General features: G+C 67.5%; 17 protein-coding genes and 1 pseudogene. 1 reads left to right on the forward strand and 17 read right to left on the reverse strand.

All coding sequences use genetic code 11. The features are described from left to right. Positions 1 to 4: 4 nt before the first annotated feature. From OG405_RS07555 to OG405_RS07585, 7 genes are all read right to left on the reverse strand, one after another. Positions 5 to 1,189, reverse strand: coding sequence for a Dyp-type peroxidase (locus OG405_RS07555; protein WP_327150900.1), 1,185 nt, complete (start codon positions 1,187 to 1,189; stop codon positions 5 to 7). Further along, the gene (locus tag OG405_RS07560; protein WP_442790735.1) at positions 1,182 to 1,688 is read right to left on the reverse strand and encodes a copper chaperone PCu(A)C; all 507 of its coding nucleotides are present in this window, start codon (positions 1,686 to 1,688) and stop codon (positions 1,182 to 1,184) included. Before OG405_RS07560 ends, OG405_RS07555 begins: the two co-directional genes overlap by 8 nt. A gap of 255 nt (positions 1,689 to 1,943) precedes the next feature. Continuing rightward, positions 1,944 to 2,471, reverse strand: coding sequence for a hypothetical protein (locus tag OG405_RS07565; protein ID WP_327150902.1), 528 nt, complete (start codon positions 2,469 to 2,471; stop codon positions 1,944 to 1,946). A 153-nt stretch (positions 2,472 to 2,624) separates the two neighbouring features. Further along, the gene (locus OG405_RS07570; protein WP_327150903.1) at positions 2,625 to 4,277 is read right to left on the reverse strand and encodes an MDR family MFS transporter; all 1,653 of its coding nucleotides are present in this window, start codon (positions 4,275 to 4,277) and stop codon (positions 2,625 to 2,627) included. Then, the gene (locus tag OG405_RS07575) at positions 4,270 to 4,827 is read right to left on the reverse strand and encodes a MarR family winged helix-turn-helix transcriptional regulator (protein WP_327150904.1); all 558 of its coding nucleotides are present in this window, start codon (positions 4,825 to 4,827) and stop codon (positions 4,270 to 4,272) included. Before OG405_RS07575 ends, OG405_RS07570 begins: the two co-directional genes overlap by 8 nt. A gap of 441 nt (positions 4,828 to 5,268) precedes the next feature. Beyond that, positions 5,269 to 5,439, reverse strand: coding sequence for a hypothetical protein (locus tag OG405_RS07580; protein ID WP_327150905.1), 171 nt, complete (start codon positions 5,437 to 5,439; stop codon positions 5,269 to 5,271). Next, positions 5,436 to 6,383 carry a TIGR03564 family F420-dependent LLM class oxidoreductase gene (locus OG405_RS07585; RefSeq protein ID WP_327150906.1) on the reverse strand — a complete coding sequence of 316 codons (948 nt, stop codon included), beginning with the start codon at positions 6,381 to 6,383 and terminating at the stop codon, positions 5,436 to 5,438. The genes OG405_RS07580 and OG405_RS07585 overlap by 4 nt, the downstream gene beginning before the upstream one ends. Positions 6,384 to 6,445: 62 nt before the next feature. Between OG405_RS07585 and OG405_RS07590 the strand changes: the two genes are divergently transcribed. Beyond that, positions 6,446 to 7,078 carry a TetR family transcriptional regulator gene (locus OG405_RS07590; protein ID WP_327150907.1) on the forward strand — a complete coding sequence of 211 codons (633 nt, stop codon included), beginning with the start codon at positions 6,446 to 6,448 and terminating at the stop codon, positions 7,076 to 7,078. Between the two features lie 32 nt (positions 7,079 to 7,110). Here the strand turns inward: OG405_RS07590 and nuoN are convergent, their stop codons facing one another. The 10 genes and pseudogenes from nuoN to nuoE all read right to left on the reverse strand — a co-directional run bounded on the left by nuoN (position 7,111) and on the right by nuoE (position 19,693). Further along, positions 7,111 to 8,733 carry an NADH-quinone oxidoreductase subunit NuoN gene (gene nuoN / locus OG405_RS07595; RefSeq protein WP_327150908.1) on the reverse strand — a complete coding sequence of 541 codons (1,623 nt, stop codon included), beginning with the start codon at positions 8,731 to 8,733 and terminating at the stop codon, positions 7,111 to 7,113. Beyond that, a complete protein-coding gene (locus tag OG405_RS07600) occupies positions 8,723 to 10,345 on the reverse strand; it encodes an NADH-quinone oxidoreductase subunit M (protein WP_327150909.1) in 1,623 nt (540 codons plus the stop codon). The genes nuoN and OG405_RS07600 overlap by 11 nt, the downstream gene beginning before the upstream one ends. Then, positions 10,342 to 12,228, reverse strand: a complete 1,887-nt coding sequence (nuoL, locus tag OG405_RS07605) for an NADH-quinone oxidoreductase subunit L (protein WP_327150910.1) — start codon at positions 12,226 to 12,228, stop codon at positions 10,342 to 10,344. The genes OG405_RS07600 and nuoL overlap by 4 nt, the downstream gene beginning before the upstream one ends. A 1-nt stretch (position 12,229) precedes the next feature. Next, entirely contained in the window at positions 12,230 to 12,529 is a 300-nt protein-coding gene (gene nuoK, locus OG405_RS07610; RefSeq protein ID WP_030519458.1) for an NADH-quinone oxidoreductase subunit NuoK, read from the reverse strand. Then, positions 12,526 to 13,371, reverse strand: coding sequence for an NADH-quinone oxidoreductase subunit J (locus OG405_RS07615; RefSeq protein WP_327150911.1), 846 nt, complete (start codon positions 13,369 to 13,371; stop codon positions 12,526 to 12,528). The genes nuoK and OG405_RS07615 overlap by 4 nt, the downstream gene beginning before the upstream one ends. Further along, positions 13,368 to 13,928 (reverse strand): NADH-quinone oxidoreductase subunit NuoI, encoded by a 561-nt coding sequence (nuoI, locus tag OG405_RS07620; protein ID WP_442790736.1) that lies wholly within the window; start codon positions 13,926 to 13,928, stop codon positions 13,368 to 13,370. Before nuoI ends, OG405_RS07615 begins: the two co-directional genes overlap by 4 nt. Before the next feature lie 6 nt (positions 13,929 to 13,934). Further along, positions 13,935 to 15,203 (reverse strand): annotated as a pseudogene (gene nuoH, locus OG405_RS07625) (NADH-quinone oxidoreductase subunit NuoH); the annotation flags it as partial. Continuing rightward, the gene (locus tag OG405_RS07630; protein WP_327150912.1) at positions 15,196 to 17,652 is read right to left on the reverse strand and encodes an NADH-quinone oxidoreductase subunit G; all 2,457 of its coding nucleotides are present in this window, start codon (positions 17,650 to 17,652) and stop codon (positions 15,196 to 15,198) included. The pseudogene nuoH and the gene OG405_RS07630, both read right to left, overlap by 8 nt. After that, complete coding sequence (gene nuoF / locus OG405_RS07635; RefSeq protein ID WP_327150913.1) at positions 17,649 to 18,977, reverse strand: NADH-quinone oxidoreductase subunit NuoF; 1,329 nt, start codon at positions 18,975 to 18,977, stop codon at positions 17,649 to 17,651. Before nuoF ends, OG405_RS07630 begins: the two co-directional genes overlap by 4 nt. After that, positions 18,974 to 19,693: an NADH-quinone oxidoreductase subunit NuoE gene (gene nuoE / locus OG405_RS07640; protein WP_327150914.1), complete on the reverse strand. Its 720-nt coding sequence runs from the start codon at positions 19,691 to 19,693 to the stop codon at positions 18,974 to 18,976. The genes nuoF and nuoE overlap by 4 nt, the downstream gene beginning before the upstream one ends. Positions 19,694 to 19,717 lie beyond the last annotated feature (24 nt).

Consider the following 19,717-nt stretch of genomic DNA (forward strand, 5'->3'; position numbering starts at 1 on the left):
GCGGTCAGGATTCGAACAAGGCCTGGCCGATGTACTCGCCGGGCCCCCCGGCTCCCGGCGGAATCACGAAAACCGCCGAGCCGACCGGCGTCGTCCATACGTTCAACGCGTCGAACTCGGCCAGCCGCCGCTGGACCGGAAGGAACTGGGTCGGCAGATCGCGCTGGTAGGCGGTGAAGAGCAGACCCGAGTTCGAGATTGCACCGGCCGCCGGGGCATCGTCGTAGTTGTAGCCGCGCCGGTGGAATCGTTCACCCTCGTGCCGGTGGTGGGCGCGAGCGATATGCGACGAGGGCGGGATGACCGCGATGCCGTTGGTATCCACCGCCGCGAAATCCGGTTCGTCGAACTCGCTGGCGCCGGTCAACGGCGCGCCGGTGGCCAGGGTGCGGCCGACGGTGAGTTCCCTTGCCGCCGGATCGATTTCGTCCCAGGTGTCCAGAGTCATCGCTATCCTGCGCAGCACCATCGAGGTGCCGCCGGCGAGCCAGGGGCGTGCGGCCCCGTCGTCCCAGACCAGCCGATCGAAATCCGAGGCGGCGATATCGGCGGTGCCGTCCAGTTGGCCCATCAGATTCCGCGGTGTTCCCGGTGCCCCGTCCCGGAATCCGCGCTGGACCCAGCGCACCGACAGCAGCGAGCGCACGCTCCGGCACAACACCCGCACCGCGTGTGCGACCGTCGTCGATTCCCCGGCGCATACCTGCAACAGCAGATCCCCGCCACAGAAGGCGGGGTCGAGCCGGTCGATCGGAAACGGCGGCAACGGTGCCAGCCACGGCGGGCGTTCGGCTTCGAGCCCGCAACGTTCGAATACACCGGCCCCCAGGCCGACCGTGACGGTGAGCCGAGCGGGGCGCAAGGCCAGTTCCGGTTCGGTATCGGCGAGCGCGGGGCGGCCCTGGGTCAGGCGAGCGGCGTCGCCGGTCCAGATCCGAAGGGCTCCGACGAGGTCGTCGCGAGTCGTCCCGGGACGCAGGTCCATGGCTAAGAAAACCGCCCGGGCCTGCGGAGCGGTTGCGATTCCGGCCTGGTGTGCGCCGTAGAACGGTTCGGCTACCGGTCCGCCCGCATCGGTATCACGCAGCACGGCCGAGGTCGCCGCGCCGACCCCGAGGCCCACCGCGCCGGCGGCGCCACCGCCCAGGAAGCGACGCCGGTCGAAGCGGGGCCTGTCGTGTTCAGCCACCGTGCGCGGGCGGTCGGGCCCCGCCGTCGGGCCGATAGTCCTCCTGGTTACCGGAGAAATCACGCACCTGCGCGGTGAAAGTGGTGGTGGAACCGTCCGAGAAGGTCAGGGTGACCGGAGCGTCCGTTCCCGTGCGCAGCGCATCACGCAGGTCGATGAACATGATGTGCTCCCCGCCGGGGGCCAGTTCCAGTTCGCCGTGGGCAGGGATGACGAAACCGCCTGTCTTCGGCCGCATGAACTTCGCGCCGCCACCGTCGGTGGCGACTTCGTGTAATTCGACGGTGGCGGATACGGGACTGCTCGCCGAGGCGACGGTGACCTCGTGCTCACCGGAGTTGCGAAGCCGGCCGAATGCAGCCGACATCCCGCCGTCGGCGGCCTTGGCCCACTGATCGGTGATCGTCACCGAATCGGCGGCGGTGGACGGTGCGCTGCTCCCGGAGGAACAGGCGATGGCGAAAAGTGGTGCCGCGGCCGCCGCGGCGACCACGCGCAGAATTCTGGTGGCGCCGGTACGGGGCGTTGGAAGACGAAGTGACACGGGTCTGCTCCGATCGAAGAGTGGGGTGTGCCGCTGCGGTCGAAGTCCGGTGGCGGGCAGGGTTCACTGCTGCGCGCGACAACGGTGCCGGGCGCTTCCGGCGGTCTGATGCCGTGGGGCCAGGCAAGAAGCGACTTCTCGGCGAGGTCGGCTCCGGAGCGCGCACCGCCTCGGATACGGAGGTGGGGCACACGCTGCGGTCGGAAAGAACTAGACGGCCAGTTGTGGTGGCCCGCGTGTGCCGGGACCCGAGGACAGGAGCAGGCGCCGGGCCGACTGGTGATTCGACTCCGGGACGGCGACGGTTCGTGGGAAGGCGACATCGCGGACGGCCGGTCCGCGCACCGCCCTCTTCAGTCGCGATACGGCATACCGGACCGCGCGTTCCGCGGTGTGGATCAGCAGCGCGCCCACCGGAATCGCGAGCAGGTGTGCCACCAACATCGGCGCGGTCGCTGCCGAACCGTGCCGGTGCCCCGGTGCGGCGGCGAGCGCGCTGTGCCCGATCGTCTGGCCGAGGGCGAGAAGTGTCATCAGCGGTAAGGGCCCGCGTCCGGGGCGCAATGCGCTCGCCAGTACACCGGCCAGTGCGCAACCGGCGAGAAGTAGGGCTGTCGCCGAGTATCCGAGTGTTATCGTCCCACCGGCGAACGCGTGGGCGGCGATACTCACCGTTCCCGAGGCGGCCCCGACGAACGCGCCGCGTACTCGCGCGGGGGTCGAGGTGGGAGGAGGCACTCCCTGATACTACGTCCGGTCGTAGCTGTTCGGCCAGATGTCGGCCGGGAGAACCGCAGTGGCGGTACGGAAGTCGATCGCCGGTCCATCGGAGACGGGAAGACCCCGGATATCTCTGCGATACCCGGGGCCTGTATCGATGGCGTCACACGATCAGCGCTGTAGCGCGGGCTCCCTTCGACCACGGTCGAATTCGCCGGCCGCCGCCGCGCCGGGCTGTTCCGGTCGGTCTCCGTCGTCGGAGCGCATCGGATCGAGCCCGGGATCGATATCGATCGTGCGACGCAGCGGGCGGTTGGGCAGCAGGGCGGTAGCCAAGAGTGCCACCACCGCGGCGGCCGCGGCGATCAGGAAGATCCGGCCGGTGGCGTCGCCGTAGGACGCGCGCACGATAGTGGCGATCGGTGCCGGCAGGCTGTCCAGGTCCAGGTTGCTGCCGCCGCTCCCGGAGGTCCGGATGCCCAGCCGGTGGAAACCCTGGGCGGACAGTTCGCTTACGCGGGTCGCCAGGACCGAACCCAGGACCGAGACGCCGATAGCGCCACCGAAGGTGCGGAAGAAGGCGACATTGCTGGACGCAGCGCCGATATTGTGCACGCTCACGGTGTTCTGTACGGCCAGCACCAGGTTCTGCATCATCATGCCGACGCCCAGGCCGACGACTGCGATGAACGCGCCGACCAGCCAGAGATTCGTGGCGTGATCGAGGGTGCTGAGCAGACCGAAGCCCACGACCAGCAGACCGGCGCCGCCGACGACGAACGGCTTCCACTTGCCGAAGCGAGTGATCAGCTGACCGGAACCCACCGAGGCGACGAGCATGCCCGCGACCATCGGGATTGTCAGGATGCCGGCGACGGTCGGTGAGTATCCCCGCGCGGTCTGGAAGTACTGCCCGAGGAAGGTGGTCGCGCCGAACATACCGATACCCACCGCGATGGACGCGATGATCGCCAGCCCGGTGGTCCGTTCGGTGACGATCCGCAATGGCATGATCGGCGATTTCGCGCGCGACTCGACCCATACGGTCGCCGCGAGCAGCGCGACACCCGCCAGTACATAGAGCAGTGATTCGCGGGAGAACCACTCGTAGTACCCGGCTTTACCGGCGAACGAGACCCAGATCAGCAGGATCGATACACCCGCGGTCATCAGGACGGCACCGAACCAGTCGATGGAGACGTCGTCCTTGCGATCGGTGGGCAGACGCAAGGTGCGTTGCAGCAGGAACAGAGCGATCAGCGCGAGCGGGACGCAGACGAAGAAGCACCAGCGCCAGCCGAGCGGGCTGTCGACGATCACACCGCCGAGGATGGGTCCGCCCGACATCGACACGGCCATCACCGCGCCCATATACCCGGAGTAGCGACCGCGTTCACGCGGCGCGACGATACTGCCGATGATGGCGACGACGAGCGCGGTCAGACCGCCCATCCCGATGCCCTGTACGACACGGGCGGCCAGCAGCAGGGTCACATTGTGTGCGAAACCCGCCATGACCGAGCCCGCCACGAAGATGACGATAGAGGTCTGGACCAGCAATTTCTTGTTGAACAGGTCGGCGAGCTTGCCCCAGATCGGAGTGGACGCCGCATTGGCCAGCAGTGCGGTCGTGATCACCCAGGCGTAGGCGGTCTGCGATGCCCGCAGGTCACCGATGATCGTGGGCAGCGCGGTGGCCACGATCGTGGTGCTGAGCAGCGCGGTGAACAACGCGGCCAGCAGCCCGGTGAGCGATTCGAGAATCTCACGGTGACTCATCGCGTAGGGATCTTGCCGCGTCACCGCCTCGACTGAACTAGACATCTATTTCCTGACTCTCTTTCGATTCCGGCTCGGGTCCTTCCGTGACGCTGCGCTGCGTGGGCGCGGATGGTGAGCTGTGCGGATGCTTGTGGTTTTCGGGCGCGGCACTGCGACTGTCCCGGTCGATGAGACGACTGCGGAGGGTGTTCAGGATCTGGTGGGCGTGCTCGGCGTCTTCCACCGTCCAGTCCGCCAGTACCTCCTGCAGACCGCGGATCCGGGATTCCCGGATCCGGCCGAGCAGTTCCAGACCGGTGGGGGATACCTCGACGCGAATGGCGCGCCCGTCACTGGGGTCGGTATTGCGCAGGACGTAACCGTCGGCGACAAGTTCGGTGATGTGGCGGCTCATGGCCGACGCGCTGATACCTATCTGGCAGGCGAGGTCGACCTGCCGGCACGGACCGGCCGATTCGAGGTTGACCAGGACACTGATTCCGCCCGGCAGCAGCCGGCCCTCTTCGGGCTGAGCGAGGGAACGCCGGAGCGCCCGGCTGATGAGGAAGAGTTCGTCGAGTATGCCCTGTGCTGTGCCGGGGGGAATTCCCATACGTACTCCTGACCTCGTTCAGTTACTTGCGGTAATCAACTATAAATTCGTTGCTTTCGCTAATCAATAAATCTGAAGTGTGCGTATTCCCACATCTGAACTGGGAAGATGCACTGATGGGGCGGACCGCGCATCGCGTCCCCTGGGATCTCTCGCTACACGATGGGCGGCGATCGGAGCGACCGATGCTGCTGCCGAGCTGGTCGATAGGGGCGTCCCGCTGTTCCAGCCCTCGACGAGTAGCCCTCGACGAGTAGGCGCCGACCTGTGAGGGGCACGGACGGGACGGCGGGACCTCGGATGCCCGGGGTCCGCAGGTAACGCCGTGAACACGGCGCGCAACACTTGCGGCCGGGGCCGGTGGTCCGGCTCGGGCCGGCTGCGCGCTGCCATGGCTGGGGTGCGCGGGACGGGGGTGGTCGGGTCGCTGCACCGCACGACCTACGCGGCGAAGTACCCGGCGGATCCGGACTGCCGCCGCAGATCGCCCGCCGGCTCGGCAAGGTGGCTCATAGCGTCGCCGTCGCCGTCGCCGTCGCCGTCGCCGGTGTCGGTGTCGGTGTCGAGCATGGATACCGGCGACCGGGCGGTCCGGGTCGAGACCGCCTTCATGCGCTTCCGGTTCTGCTCAATTCACCGAGCAATGCCCAAGTTCGCTCCTCGTCGCGCGCCGACCCTATCGCGGTCAGTGTGAAGATCAGTTCGTCGGCGCCGGCCTCGGCGTAGCGGGCTACCGCGTCGGCCATGGTCTGCTCGTCGCCGATCACCGCCAATTCCACCGGATCGGACACTTTCTCACGGTCCAGCAAACTCCGGTATGTCGGCATCTTGCCGTATCTGTCCATCTGCAGCGCCGCGCGATCGCGGGCGGCGGCGACGTCGGCGGTGACTACTCCGCCCACCACGGCTATCACGCGGGGCGTCGGCCGAGCTGCTGCCGCAGCGTGTCGAGCGAGTGTGGGGATCGTGAATTCGGCCAGGGTGTCGGGACCGGTGAGCAGCGGGAGGGCACCGTCGGCGAATTCGGCTGCGACCTGCAGGGTCAGCGGTCCCGAAGTGGCCAGCAGTATGGGGACCGGAGAGTTGACCGTCGGCATCATGCTGCGTGTCGGTGATTTGGCCACCAGTGTGTCGCCGATGTGGTCGACCGCGCCGGTGTGGAGCAGATCGCGTAGGGCGGTGAGGTATTCGCGTAGGTAGCGGATCCGTGGGTGGGTGTTGCCGTAGCCGGCGGCGATCTCCGGCAGCGACGAACCGAGGCCGAGTTCGAAGCGGCCGGTGCTGGCCGCTTGCGCTGTTTGCGCTTGCATGGCCAGTGCGTTGGGGTGGCGTGGGTGGATCGGGACGATCGCCGTTCCGACCGTGATGTCCGGTAGCTCGCGCCCGATCAGCGCGGCAACTGTCAGTGCGTCGTAGTCGAACCGCTGGGTGAGCCAGACTGCGGACACGCCGAGCCCAGCCACTGTGCGGGCCTGGTCGAGCAGGTAGTCGACGGGATTCACACCCGGGGTGAGCTGGTTGTAGTAGTCGGTTGGCAGGGCAACGCCGATTCGCATGCCAACAAAAGTACACCAAGTTTACTTATTCACCCGGTTTACATTTTGGCTATACTGCCGATATGACCCCCGAACCGGGCCTGCGCGAGCGCAAGAGACAGCACACTCACGCAGCTATCTCCGACGCCGCCCTCCGGCTGTTTCTCGCTGACGGGTTCGACGCGGTGTCGGTTGTGGATATCGCAGCCGCCGCCGAGGTATCCAAGCGCACACTGTTCAAATACTTCCCCTCCAAAGAGGACCTCGTTGTGCACCGGTTCGCCGACCACGTGGATGAGGCTGCCCACGCGGTACGAAACCGGGCACACGGGCAGGCGCCCCTGACTGCCCTGCGCACCGCATTCCGCACCGGCCTGGACAACCGCGAACCCAGCACCGGCCTGTGCGAGGCGCCCGAGGTGCTGGCCTGCTACCGACTGGTACTGGATACCCCGGCGTTGACCGCACGGCTCGCCCGGTTTCTCACCAGCGGAGAATGTGCACTCGCCCAGGCACTCGGACCGCCAGGAGACCTGGACGCACGGCTCGCTGCCAGCGTGATCATCGCGGTGCAACGCAACCTCAGCGAGGCCAACTGGCACGCACTGGTCAGCGGCCGCACGGCAGCACAGCGGCATCCGGTGGCAGTCGCAGAGGCGGAACGTGCCTTCGACCTACTCGTCAGGGGTATCGGTGATCGGTTCCCAGTTGCCTGATGCAGCTCTGTCCGCGCCGAGCCGGAGGCCGGTCAGCGGACGAATTCGCCGGCGCGATCGGCCAGGTCCAGGAGCGGTTGCGGGGCGATGCCGAGGACCACGCTCGCGAGAGCGGCGACTCCCGCGACCGTGGTCGCGGCGGGCGGACCGACCACTTCGGGTGGGTCGGCCGGTGGGTCGGTGAAGAACATCAGCACGATCACCCGGATATAGAAGAACGCGGCGATCGCGCTGGCCAGGACACCGACGATCACCAGCAGTCCGGCGTCGCTACCGGCGGCGGCCTGGAAGACCGCGAATTTGGCGACGAAACCGGCGGTGACGGGGATCCCGGCGAACGACAGCAGCAGCAACGCGAACATGCCGGCGAGCCAAGGGGCGCGCCGGCCCAGGCCGGCCCAGCGCGCCAGCGCGGTCGCCTCGGTCCCGTCGGGCTCGCGCACCATACTCACGATCGCGAAGGCGCCGAGCGTGCCGAGCCCGTAGACGAACAGATAGAACAGCGTCGCGGCGACACCGCGATCATCGGCGGCGACCAGGGCGGTGAGCAGGAACCCGGTATGCGCGATGGACGAATACGCGAGCATCCGCTTCATATCGGTCTGCGTGATCGCGAGGATCGCGCCCACCAGCATGGTGGCGACCGCGATCGCCGCGAGCACCGGTCGCCAGTCGTCGGCGATCCCCGGCACACCCACCGACAGCACCCGTAGCAGCGCGCCCAGTGCGGCGATCTTGGTCGCGGCCGCCATGAACGCGGTGATCGGGGTGGGGGCGCCCTGGTACACATCGGGGACCCATGCCTGGAACGGCACCGCGCCGATCTTGAACAGCAGCCCCACGGACAGCATCGCGACTCCCAGCAGCGCCAGGGTGGGCGCGCCGGAGTCGGCGGCGAGTGCGTCGGCGATACCTGCGAGGCGGACTGTTCCGGCCTGGCCGTACAGCAGCGCAACCCCGTAGAGGAAGAAAGCCGAGGAGAACGCGCCGAGCAGGAAGTACTTCAGCGCCGCCTCTTGCGAGAGCAGCCGACGCCGGCGGGCCAGACCGCACAGCAGATACAGCGGCAGGGAGAGCACTTCCAAGGCGACGAACATGGTGAGCAGATCGTTGGCGGCGGGGAAGAGCAGTAGGCCGCCCAGCGCCAGCAGCAGAAGCGGGAACACTTCGGTGGGGGTGATACCGGCGGTGGCCGCGGACCGTTCGGCGCCGCTGCCCGGGACCGCCGAGGCCTGCGGTGTGAAGGCGTCCATCCCGTAGTCCGCGGTCGCGGTGGCGCGGCTCCAGGTCCCCGGACCGGATCGCGGCCGGGGCAGCGGGCCCCGCTCGGCGACGAACAGCACCGACAGAATGCCGACGAGCAGCAGTGTGCCCTGTAGGAACAGGGTGACCCCGTCCACGGCGACCGCCCCGACCGCGGCCGTGGTCGCGGTTCCCGCAAGTAGCAGCACGGACACCAGCGCGGCCACCAATGCGCCCAGGGCCAGGATCAATTGCGCGGGGTACCGCCACGGTCGTGGGAAGAACGCATCGACCAGAACCCCGACCACGGCCGCCCCCAAGACGATGAGAATGGGTGCCAGCACGTGGTACTCGATACTCGGCGCGGGTACGGACGCGGCGATTACCGCGCTCGCGGGCAGCTCAGCGCTCATGGCGCACACCTCCGGAGTTCGCCGCCTCCGGCTTTGCCGGGACCGGCGGTGATGGATCGATACTGCCGACGGTGGTGAGAGTCTGGGTCACCGCGGGGTCGATGAAGTCGAGCATCGGCTTCGGATAGACGCCGAAGAAGATCAGCGCGCCGAGCAGCGGGACGACGACCACGAGTTCGCGAGGGACCAGATCCCGGATCCGTTCGCTGCCCTCCGCCACCGGGCCCGTCATCATCCGCTGGTACAGCCACAGCACGTAGACGGCGGCCAGGACCAGGGCGCCGGCCGCGATGACCGCGGCCACCTGATATCTGCTGAAAGTGCCGATCAGAACCAGGAATTCACTGACGAACGGAGCCAGCCCGGGCAGCGACAGGGTGGCCAGGCCCGCGATGAAGAAGCTTCCGGCCAGTACCGGCGCCACCTTCTGCACACCGCCGTAGTCGGCGATGACCCGGCTACCACGCCGCGAGACCAGGAAACCGGCCACCAGGAACAGTGCCGCCGTGGACAGGCCGTGATTGACCATGTACAGGGTCGCGCCGGTCTGACCCTGACTGGTCATCGCGAAGATACCGAGCACGATGAAACCGAAATGCGAGATCGAGGTGTAGGCGATGAGCCGCATCACATCGGTCTGTCCGATGGCGAGTAGAGCGCCGTAGATGATGCCGATTACGGCCAGGGTGATCACCAGCGGCGCATAGGTATCGACCGCGGTGGGGAAGAGCAGCAGGCAGTACCGCAACATGCCGAAGGTGCCCACCTTGTCCACCACCGCCATCATCAGCACCGCGCTCGCCGGAGTGGCGGAGACGGCCGCGTCCGGTAACCAGGTGTGCAACGGCCACAGGGGAGCCTTCACCGCGAACGCGAACAGGAAACCGAGGAACAGGGCATTGAGGACCGCCGGTCCGGCGCCGAGCTGCCCGGAGTTGGCGGCCGCCACCACTGCGCGCAGATCGAAGGTTCCGGCGCCGTCGGTGCCGAGGTCCTGCTGAACGGTGAGCACGTAGAGGCCGATCACCGCGGCGAGCATGATCAGGCCGCCGAAGAGGTTGTACAGCAGGAATTTCACCGCCGCGCGGGAGCGCTGCTGCCGGACCTGCGCATCGTCGGTGCGCGGCCCGAAACCGCCGATGAGGAAGTACATCGGGATGAGCATGGCCTCGAAGAACACATAGAACAGCAGGATGTCCAGGGACAGGAAGGACACCAGCACCATGGCCTCGACCAGCAGAGTCAGCGCGATATAGGTGTGTGCCACCCGTTTTCCGGTGCCCACCTCGCGATCGTCGTGCCAGCCGGCGACGATGAGCAGTGGCACCAGGCCGGCGGTGAGCAGCACCAGGACCAGCGCGATCCCGTCCACCCCGAGGGTGTATCCGGCTCCGAAAGCCGGTATCCAGGAATGGGATTCGACGAACTGGAACTGATCGCCGCCGGGCTGGAACGCGGCGGCCACCCACAGTGCCACCCCGAAGGTCGCGATCGCGACCACCAGGCCGACCCAGCGAGCCAGTAGTCGCTGCGCGGCCGGCAGCAGGAGTACGACCGCCGCGCCCACCACGGGCAACAGCCAGAGCACGGACAACCAGGGCACGGCGCTCACCAGATCCTCACGGCCAGCAGGGCTGCGGCCACCAGGGCCGCGCCGGCGAACATGGACAGGGCATACGAACGAACGAAACCGGTCTGGATCCGGCGGGCTCGCGCGGACAGTCCGCCGATGACCGCGGCGGTGCCGTTGACGAGGCCGTCGATGCCGCGGTTGTCGAGGAAGACCAGGGCACGGGTCAGGTGACGTCCGGGCCGCATGAAGGTGGCTTCGTTGACCGCGTCACCGTAGAGATCGTGCCGGGCGGCCACGGTCAGCGCGGTCACCTGTTCCGGTGCGCTGTCGGGTACCTCGCTGCGCCCGTACTGCCGGTAGGCGACCGCTACGCCCACCGCGACCACCGCCAGCGCGAGTCCGGTGATCACCGGGACCGGCAGAATCGGTTCCCCGTGGTGTTCGCCGACGACCGGAGCGAGCCAGTTCTGCAGCGAGGACCCCCAGACGAAAACCGCTCCGGCGCCGACCGAGCCGAGCGCCAGCAAGATCATCGGACCTGTCATCACAGCCGAGGATTCGTGTGGGTGGGTGTCGGGTTTCCAGCGCCGCGCACCGAAGAAGGTCAACAGCATCACCCGCGTCATGTAGAACGCGGTGAGCCCGGCACCGAGGAGGGTGACGGTCCCCAGGATCGGACCGGCGGCGCCTTCGGCGGCGAAAGCGGCCTCGATGATGCGGTCCTTGGAGAAGAACCCGGCGAACGGCGGGACACCGATGATCGCGAGATACCCGAGACCGAAGGTGACGTAGGTGATCGGCAGCAGAGTGCGCAAGCCTCCGTAGCGCCGCATATCGGTTTCGTCGTCCATGGCGTGCATGACCGAACCGGCGCCCAGGAACAGGCCCGCCTTGAAGAAACCGTGGGTCAGCAGATGCATGATGGCCACCGCGTAACCGGCGGGGCCGAGACCGACGGCCAGCACCATATAGCCGATCTGGCTCATGGTGGAGGCGGCGAGCGCCTTCTTGATGTCGTCCTTGGCGCAACCGATGATCGCGCCGAACAGCAGGGTCACCGCACCCACCACCACCACCGCGACCCGGGCGGTGGGCGCGAGGTCGTAGATCGGGTTGGAGCGGGCGATCAGGTAAACACCGGCGGTGACCATGGTGGCGGCGTGGATGAGTGCCGATACCGGAGTGGGACCCTCCATGGCGTCCCCGAGCCACGATTGCAGCGGTACCTGAGCGGATTTACCGCACGCGGCCAGTAGCAGGAACAGGCCCACCGCCGTCAGCGTGGCATCGCTCGCCCCGGGCGAGGCTGCGAAAACCGCCGAGAAATCGAGGGATCCGAAGGTGGTGAACATGATCATCATGGCTATCGCCAAGCCCATATCACCGACCCGGTTGACTACGAATGCCTTCTTGGCGGCCGTGGCCGCCGAGGGCTTGTGGTACCAGAACCCGATCAGCAGATACGAGGCCAGGCCCACACCTTCCCAACCCAGGTACAGCACCAGGTAGTTGTTCGCCAGTACCAGCAGCAGCATGGCCGCGAGGAAGAGGTTCAGATAGGCGAAGAACCGGCGTCGCCCGGGGTCGTGGCGCATGTAGCCGACAGAGTAGATGTGGATGAGCGATCCGACACCGGTGATCAACAGTGCGAAGCAGATCGACAACTGGTCCAGAGCCAGCCCGAAATCGACCTGGAGCCCGGCTACCGGAACCCAGCTGAACAGGTCCGATGCCACCGCGCGATCGGGGCCGGAACGCCCCAGCATCCCGAAGAACGCGATCACCGCCACGACGAACGAGGCCAGTGCGGTCACGGTGGCGAGCAGATGGCCCCATGCGTCGGAACGACGCCCGGTGAGCAGCAATACGGCGGCGCCGGCCAGGGGCAGGGCGGGCAGCAGCCACAGCGTTGCGGTATCCACGTCAGAACTTCAGCAGGTTGGCGTCGTCGACCGAAGTCGAGCGGCGGGCGCGGAAGATGGTGACGATGATGGCCAAACCGACCACGACCTCGGCCGCGGCGACCACCATCGTGAAGAACGCGAAAACCTGACCGTCGAGGTTCGCGTGCATCCGGGCGAAGGTGACGAACGCCAGGTTCACCGCGTTGAGCATGAGCTCGATGCACATGAACACGATGATCGCGTTACGACGTAGCAGTACACCCGCGGCACCGATGGTGAACAGTAACGCGGACAGGAACAGATAGTTCTCGGGATTCACCGGGTACCTTCCTCGTCGGCGGGGCGAGCGGTGCTGCCGGATCCGGTATCGGCCGGGGTGCCGACCGAGAGCACGGCCGCATCGGCGAGCGCCTGGGTCCGACGGTGGCGCAGAATGGTCGACACCGACAGTTCCTCGAAGGATCCGTCCGGGAGCCGGGCCGGGATATCCACGGCGTTGTGCCGGGCGTACACCCCGGGAGTGGGCAACGGAGTGGGCCGGTGCCCGGCGTCGCGGAACCGCCGGCGCGACAGTTCGCGCTGGCCGAGTTTCGGGCCGAAGTGCTCGCGGTGCGCCAGCAGCATGGCGCCGATGGTGGCGGCGATCAGCAACGCACCGGTGAGTTCGAAGGCCCAGACGTAGCGCACGAAGATCAGCTCGGCCAGTTCGCCGATCACATCGCGGCCCGGGAAACCCGAGGCGGGAAACTCGATTCCGGACTTGCGGACCCCGTGCGCGATACCCGTGCACAGCAGGACCCCGAAACCGATACCGACCACCGCCGCGGCGATCCGCTGTCCGCGCAGAGTCTCACGCAAGGACTCCGCCGAATCGACACCGACCAGCATGAGTACGAACAGGAAGAGCATCATGACCGCGCCGGTGTACACCACGACCTGCACCACCCCGAGGAACAGCGCGTCCTGGGCGATATAGAACACCGCCAGCGTGATCATGGTGGCGGCCAGGCAGATCGCCGAATGGACGGCCTTCGCGGCGAACACCATACCGAGCGCGCCGAGTACCGCCAGCGGGGCCAGGATCCAGAACTGGACCGTTTCACCGGTTCCGGCCTCGGTCAGCGGTGGGGCCGCGAGCAGCGACGATTCGATGCCGATCATCGGGTGCCTCCCTGCGCGGTCCCGGCGGTGGGCCGTTCCGGCGCGGCGTCCACCCGCCCGAGGTAGTAGTCGGCCTCGGTGGTGCCCGGCTGCATCTCGTGCGGCGGGGCCTGCATCTCCGGGGCGAGCGGCGCGAGCAACCGGTCCTTCTCGTAGATGAGGTCGGCGCGGTTGTCATCGGTGAGTTCGTACTCGTTGGTCATCGTCAGTGCCCGGGTCGGGCAGGCTTCGATGCACAGTCCGCAGCCGATACAGCGCAGATAGTTGATCTGATACACCCGCCCGTAGCGTTCACCGGGCGAGAAGCGCTCCTCGTCCGTGTTGTCGGCGCCCTCGACATAGATGGCGTCGGCGGGGCAGGCCCAGGCACAGAGTTCGCAGCCGATGCATTTCTCCAGGCCGTCGGGATGACGATTGAGCTGATGGCGGCCGTGGTATCGGGGTGCGGTGGGAACCTTCTCCTCGGGATAGAACTCGGTATTGGGTTTCTTGAACATGGTGAGCGCGGTGACCGCGAAACCCGCCAGTGGTTCGAGCAGGCCGGGGGAGGAGGTGATGGTCGAGGTTTGTTCAGGTAGTGGGGGAGTCGGGAATCCCAGGAAGACCTGGGATCCCCCGGGCACCCCGGGCACCCCGGGCACCCCGGGTGGGGCGTTCCCGGCCGGTAGGTCGTCTTCGGGACCGAACTCCGGCGCGAGGGCCGGAGCGTTACCGGCCCGCAGGAACAGACCGATCAGGAGCCCGGTGAGCAGTAAACCGCCGATCACCAGGATCGGGGTACGCACGGGATAGCCCTCCAGATCGAGGACGCGGGCGGTCGCCACCACCATCACCCAGGCGAGCGAGGTCGGGATGAGCAGTTTCCAGCCCAGATTCATGAACTGGTCGTAGCGCAGTCGAGGCAGGGTGCCCCGCAGCCAGATGAAAACGAACAGGAACATCCACACCTTGGCGGTGAACCACAACAGCGGCCACCATCCCGAATTCGCGCCCTCCCAGAGGTTGATCGGGAACGGGGCCCGCCAGCCGCCCAGGAACATGGTGGTGGCCAGCGCCGAGACGGTCGCCATGTTCACGTATTCGGCGAGCATGAACATCGCGAACTTGAGCGAGGAGTATTCGGTGTGGAAGCCGCCGACGAGTTCGCCTTCGGCCTCGGGGAGGTCGAACGGCGCCCGGTTGGTCTCACCGACCATGGAGATGCAGTAGATGAGGAACGAGGGCAGCAGCAGGAAGACGTACCAGGTGGGCTGCTGGGCGGCGATGATGCCGGAGGTGGCCATGGTGCCGCCGAGCAGGAACACCGCGGCGAAACAGAGGGCCATGGAGATCTCGTAGGAGATCACCTGGGCAGTGGAGCGCAGACCGCCGAGCAGCGGATAGGTGGAGCCCGATGCCCAGCCGGCCAGGACGATCCCGTAGACGCCGACGGAGGTGACCGCCAGGATGTACAGCACACCGACGTGGAGATCGGTGAGCTGCAAGGCGGTTCGCTGCCCGAGTATGGAGACCTCCGGCCCGAAGGGGATCACGGCGAACGCCAGTACGGCCGAGACCACGGAGATGATCGGTGCGAGCACGAAGATGGGTTTGTCCACGATCGCGGGGACGATATCTTCCTTGAACGCCATCTTCACACCGTCGGCGGCGCTCTGCAGCAGGCCCTTGGGTCCGACCCGGTCGGGCCCCACCCGCATCTGCATCCAGGCCACGACCTTGCGTTCGATCAGCACACCGAACAGCACGGTGAGCAGCAGGAACACGAAAACGGCGACGGCTTTGGCGGCGACCAGCCACAGTGGGTCGTAACCGAAGAGGGACAGATCAGTCATTGTCGGATGCCTCCGTCCGCTGGTCGGCGCGCCGTAGGGTTACGACATCGCCCGGTCGGGCGCCGAGATCGGTGTGGATCGAGCATCCGGGTGAGTTCATCGGCAGCCACACCACCCGGTCCGGCATCTCGGTGACGGCGAGGGGCAGGGTCACCGCGCCGCGCGGGGTGGCGACGATGATCGGATCACCCTCGGCGGCGCCCACTTCCACGGCGGTGGCCGCCGACACCCTGACCGCGGGCGGTCGCGCGATGCCGGCGAGGTTCGCTTCGCCGTCCTGCATCCGGCCCCGGTCCAGCAGCATCCGCCAGCTCGCCAGTACCGCGGTACCGGGTTCGGGATGGACGGGTGGCGCGGCCGGATATGACGGCGGGGTGACAGTGGAGCCGGTCCAGGGACCAAGCCGGTCGAGTTCGGCGCGGGCCGCGGCGGTATCGGGGAGCGCGAGTGGTACGCCCAGTTCTGCTGCCAGGCTGTGCAGTACCCGTAGATCGGACAGCGGCGCGGCGGTGCGGCGCACCGTGCTGTCGGTGAGCGCTGCGGCGAACGGCCGCGGGCGGCCCTCCCAGGTGCGGAAGGTGCCGGACTTCTCCATCGCCGTGGCCACCGGGAACACGACATCGGCGTAGGCGGTGACCTCGCTGTGCCGCTGTTCCAGGGAGATCACGAAATCGGCCGCGCGCAGCGTGTCCCGAGCCGCGGCCGGGTCGGGGAGGTCGGCGAGTTCGATACCGCCGATCACCAGGGTGCCCACAGTCGCGGTCCCGTCGAGAATCGCGCCGGTATCGCGACCGGGCATATCGGGGAGATCGGTGACGCCCCAGATCTCGCCCACCTGCCGCCGGGCCTCGGGGTCGGTGACCGGACGGCCGCCCGGCAGCAGCCCCGGCAGTGCGCCGGCCTCCACCGCGCCGCGTTCACCGGCCCGCCGGGGTACCCAGGCCAGTGCGGCGCCGGTATCGGCCGCGAGCCGGATCGCCGCGGAGAGCGCGCCCGGTGCGGTCGCCAGCCGTTCGCCGACCAGGATCACCGCGCCGGGTTCACGCAACAGCCGCGCCGGGCCGGTCTCCGCTCCGGGCTCGGTCAACTCGGTGAGGATCCGGGCTTCGCTGCCGGGGACCGCCGGGAGGAGGGTGCCCGACATCCGTTCCACGCCGCGCGAGGCGTAGGCGGCGAGCGAGAAGATCGGGACGCCCCGGGTCCGCGCCGCCTTGCGCAGTCGGAGATAGACGATCGGCGATTCCTCTTCCGGTTCGAATCCCGCCAGTAGTACAACCGGTGCCGCGGCCAGGCTGTCGTAGGTGACGGTCCCGATATGACCGGCGACCCAGGCTCCCAGGAATTCCGCCTCCTCCGCGGAATGGGCCCGGGACCGGAAGTCGATATCGTTGGTGCCCAGTACCGTTCGCGCGAATTTGGTGTACGCGTACGCCTCTTCCTCGGTGACCCGGCCACCGGTGAGTACCGCCGCGTTCCCCACACCGGCGCGGAGTCCACGGGCAGCGGCCGCGAGCGCTTCGGACCAGGAACACGGGGCCAGGGCCCCGTCGGCGCCGCGTAGCAGCGGACCGGTGATCCGGTCCCGTTCGCCGGCATAGGCGAATGCCCAGCGGCCCTTGTCGCAGTTCCATTCCTCGTTGACCGCGGGATCGTCACCGGCGAGACGTCGCAGGACCTTGCCACGACGGTGATCGGTGCGTTGGGCGCATCCCGACGCACAGTGTTCGCAGACATTCGGGCTGGAGACCAGATCGAAGGGGCGGGCCCGGAAACGATAGCTGGTGCCGGTGAGAGCGCCGACCGGGCAGATCTGCACGGTATTGCCGGAGAAGTAGGAATCGAGTGGCTCGTTCTCGGCGATCCCGACCTGCTGCAACGCGCCCCGGTCGAGCAGCTCGATGAACGGATCACCGGCGATCTCCTGGGAGAAACGGGTGCACCGCGCGCACAGCACACACCGTTCGCGATCCAGCAGGACCGCGGTCGACAGCGGGATCGGTTTCGGGTAAGTGCGTTTCACCCCGTCGAAGCGGGTCTCCGCGCGACCGGTGGACATGGCCTGGTTCTGCAGCGGACACTCCCCGCCCTTGTCGCAGACCGGGCAGTCCAGCGGATGGTTGATCAGCAGCAGCTCCATCACGCCCTGCTGCGCCTTCTCGGCGGCCGCGGAATCGAGCTGGGTATGCGCGACCATGCCCTCGGTGACCGTCATGGTGCAGGAGGCGACGGGTTTACGCTGGCCCTCCACTTCCACCAGGCATTGCCGGCAGGCGCCGACCGGGGCGAGGAGCGGGTGATCGCAGAACCGCGGAATCTGGATACCGATCAGTTCGGCGGCGCGGATGAGCAGTGTTCCGGTGGGAACGCTGACCGTGGTGCCGTCGATCGTCACAGTGACCAGGTCGGCCGGTTGCAGATCGGCGGAATCGGAACGGACGGTCGCTGTCATCGGTTCCCCTCTCCGGCCGCGGATCCGGCCCAGGCGGTCGCGCGGGCCGGATCGAAGGGGCAGCCGCCCTGTGTCATATGCGCGAGGTACTCGTCGCGGAAGTACTTCAGCGAGGACACGATGGGGCTGGCCGCGCCGTCGCCGAGCGCGCAGAAGGACTTGCCGTTGATGTTGTCGGCGATATCCAGGAGTTTGTCGAGGTCGGTAGGCGTGCCCTGACCCGATTCGAGGCGGGTGAGCAGTTGCACCAGCCAGTAGGTGCCTTCCCGGCACGGTGTGCACTTACCGCAGGATTCGTGGGCGTAGAACTCGGTCCAGCGCAGGACGGCACGGACCACGCAGGTGGTGTCGTCGAAGATCTGCAGGGCTTTGGTGCCCAGCATCGACCCCTGCGCCATCACGTTCTCGTAGTCCAGCGGGACATCGAGGTGTTCGGCGGTGAGCAGCGGGGTGGAGGAACCTCCCGGGGTCCAGAACTTCAGCGATCGTCCTGCGCGCACGCCACCGGCACAGCCCAGCAGTTCCCGCAGGGTGACACCGAGCGGCGCCTCGTACTGGCCGGGCCGGGCGATATGCCCGGACAGCGAATACAGCGTGAAGCCGGGCGATTTCTCACTGCCCATGGAACGGAACCAGGCCGGGCCGTTGCGGATGATCGGCGGCACGCTGGCGATGGATTCGACATTGTTCACCACGGTGGGGCTCGCGTAGAGGCCCGCGACTGCGGGGAACGGCGGGCGCAACCGCGGTTGCCCGCGCCGCCCTTCCAGTGAATCCAGCAGTGCGGTCTCCTCACCGCAGATATAGGCACCGGCACCGGCGTGCACGGTGAGTTCCAGGTCGTACCCGGAGCCGAGGATGTCGCGACCCAGTAGTCCGGCCGCGTAGGCGTCGGCGACCGAGGCCTGTAATCGGCGCAACACCGGAACGACCTCGCCGCGCAGATAGATGAAAGCGTGCTCGGCCCGGATGGCGTAGGCGGCGATGATCACGCCCTCGATCAGCGAGTGCGGGTCCGCGAGCATCAGCGGGATGTCCTTGCATGTACCCGGTTCGGACTCGTCGGCGTTGACCACCAGGTAGTGCGGCTTCATCGTGCCGTCGGGTTCCGGCGTCTGCGGGATGAAACCCCATTTCATCCCGGTCGGGAATCCGGCGCCGCCGCGGCCGCGGAGTCCGGCGTCCTTCACGGTGGTGATCACCTGGTCGGGGGTCATGGCGAGCGCGATCGGCAGCGCTTCGTAGCCCTGGTGGGCCCGGTAGGTGTCCAGCGTCCAGGAATTCGGGAGGTCCCAGTACTTGCTGAGGACCGGTGTGAGGGTCATCGCGCACCGTCCTCGATACCGTCCGGCACTTCAGGGGCGCGCATACCCTGCTCACGTGCGGTGTTCAGACCCGTCAGCGTCGGGGCGCCCGGGTCGCCGTCGAGCACGCCCGGCCGGGTGTCCGGAAAACCGGCCAGCACGCGCGCGGTTTCCCGGAAGGTGCACAGGGGTGCCCCGCGGGTCGGGGTGACCGTCCGCCCGTCGCGGAGCGCGTCCACGAGTGCGCGGGCCGATTCCGGGGTCTGGTTGTCGAAGAATTCCCAGTTCACCATGATCACCGGTGCGTAGTCGCAGGCCGCGTTGCATTCGATGTGCTCGAGGGTGACGGCTCCGTCGTCGGTGGTCTCGCCGTGCGCGATCCCCAGATGTTCGCGCAGTTCCGCGAGGATGGCATCGCCGCCGAGAACCGCGCACAGGGTATTCGTGCACACTCCCACGTGGTAGTTGCCGGTGGGGGTGCGCCGGTACATGGAGTAGAAGGTCGCGACCGCGGTCACCTCGGCGCCGGTGAGTCCGAGCAGTTCCGCGCAGAACTCGATCCCGGTACTGCTGACGTAGCCCTCTTCCGATTGCATCAAGTGCAAGAGCGGCAGCAGCGCCGACCGGGGCTGCGGATACCGCGCGATGATCTCCTTCGCGTCCGGTTCGAGCCGAGCGCGGACATCATCGGGAAAGGGCTGCGGCCGACTGCCGAGCCGCAACAAAATCTCGGTCACGAGTACTCCTTCGAAGCGGTTACA

It is taken from the genome of Nocardia sp. NBC_01329 (genome assembly GCF_035956715.1).
Lineage (GTDB): Bacteria > Actinomycetota > Actinomycetes > Mycobacteriales > Mycobacteriaceae > Nocardia.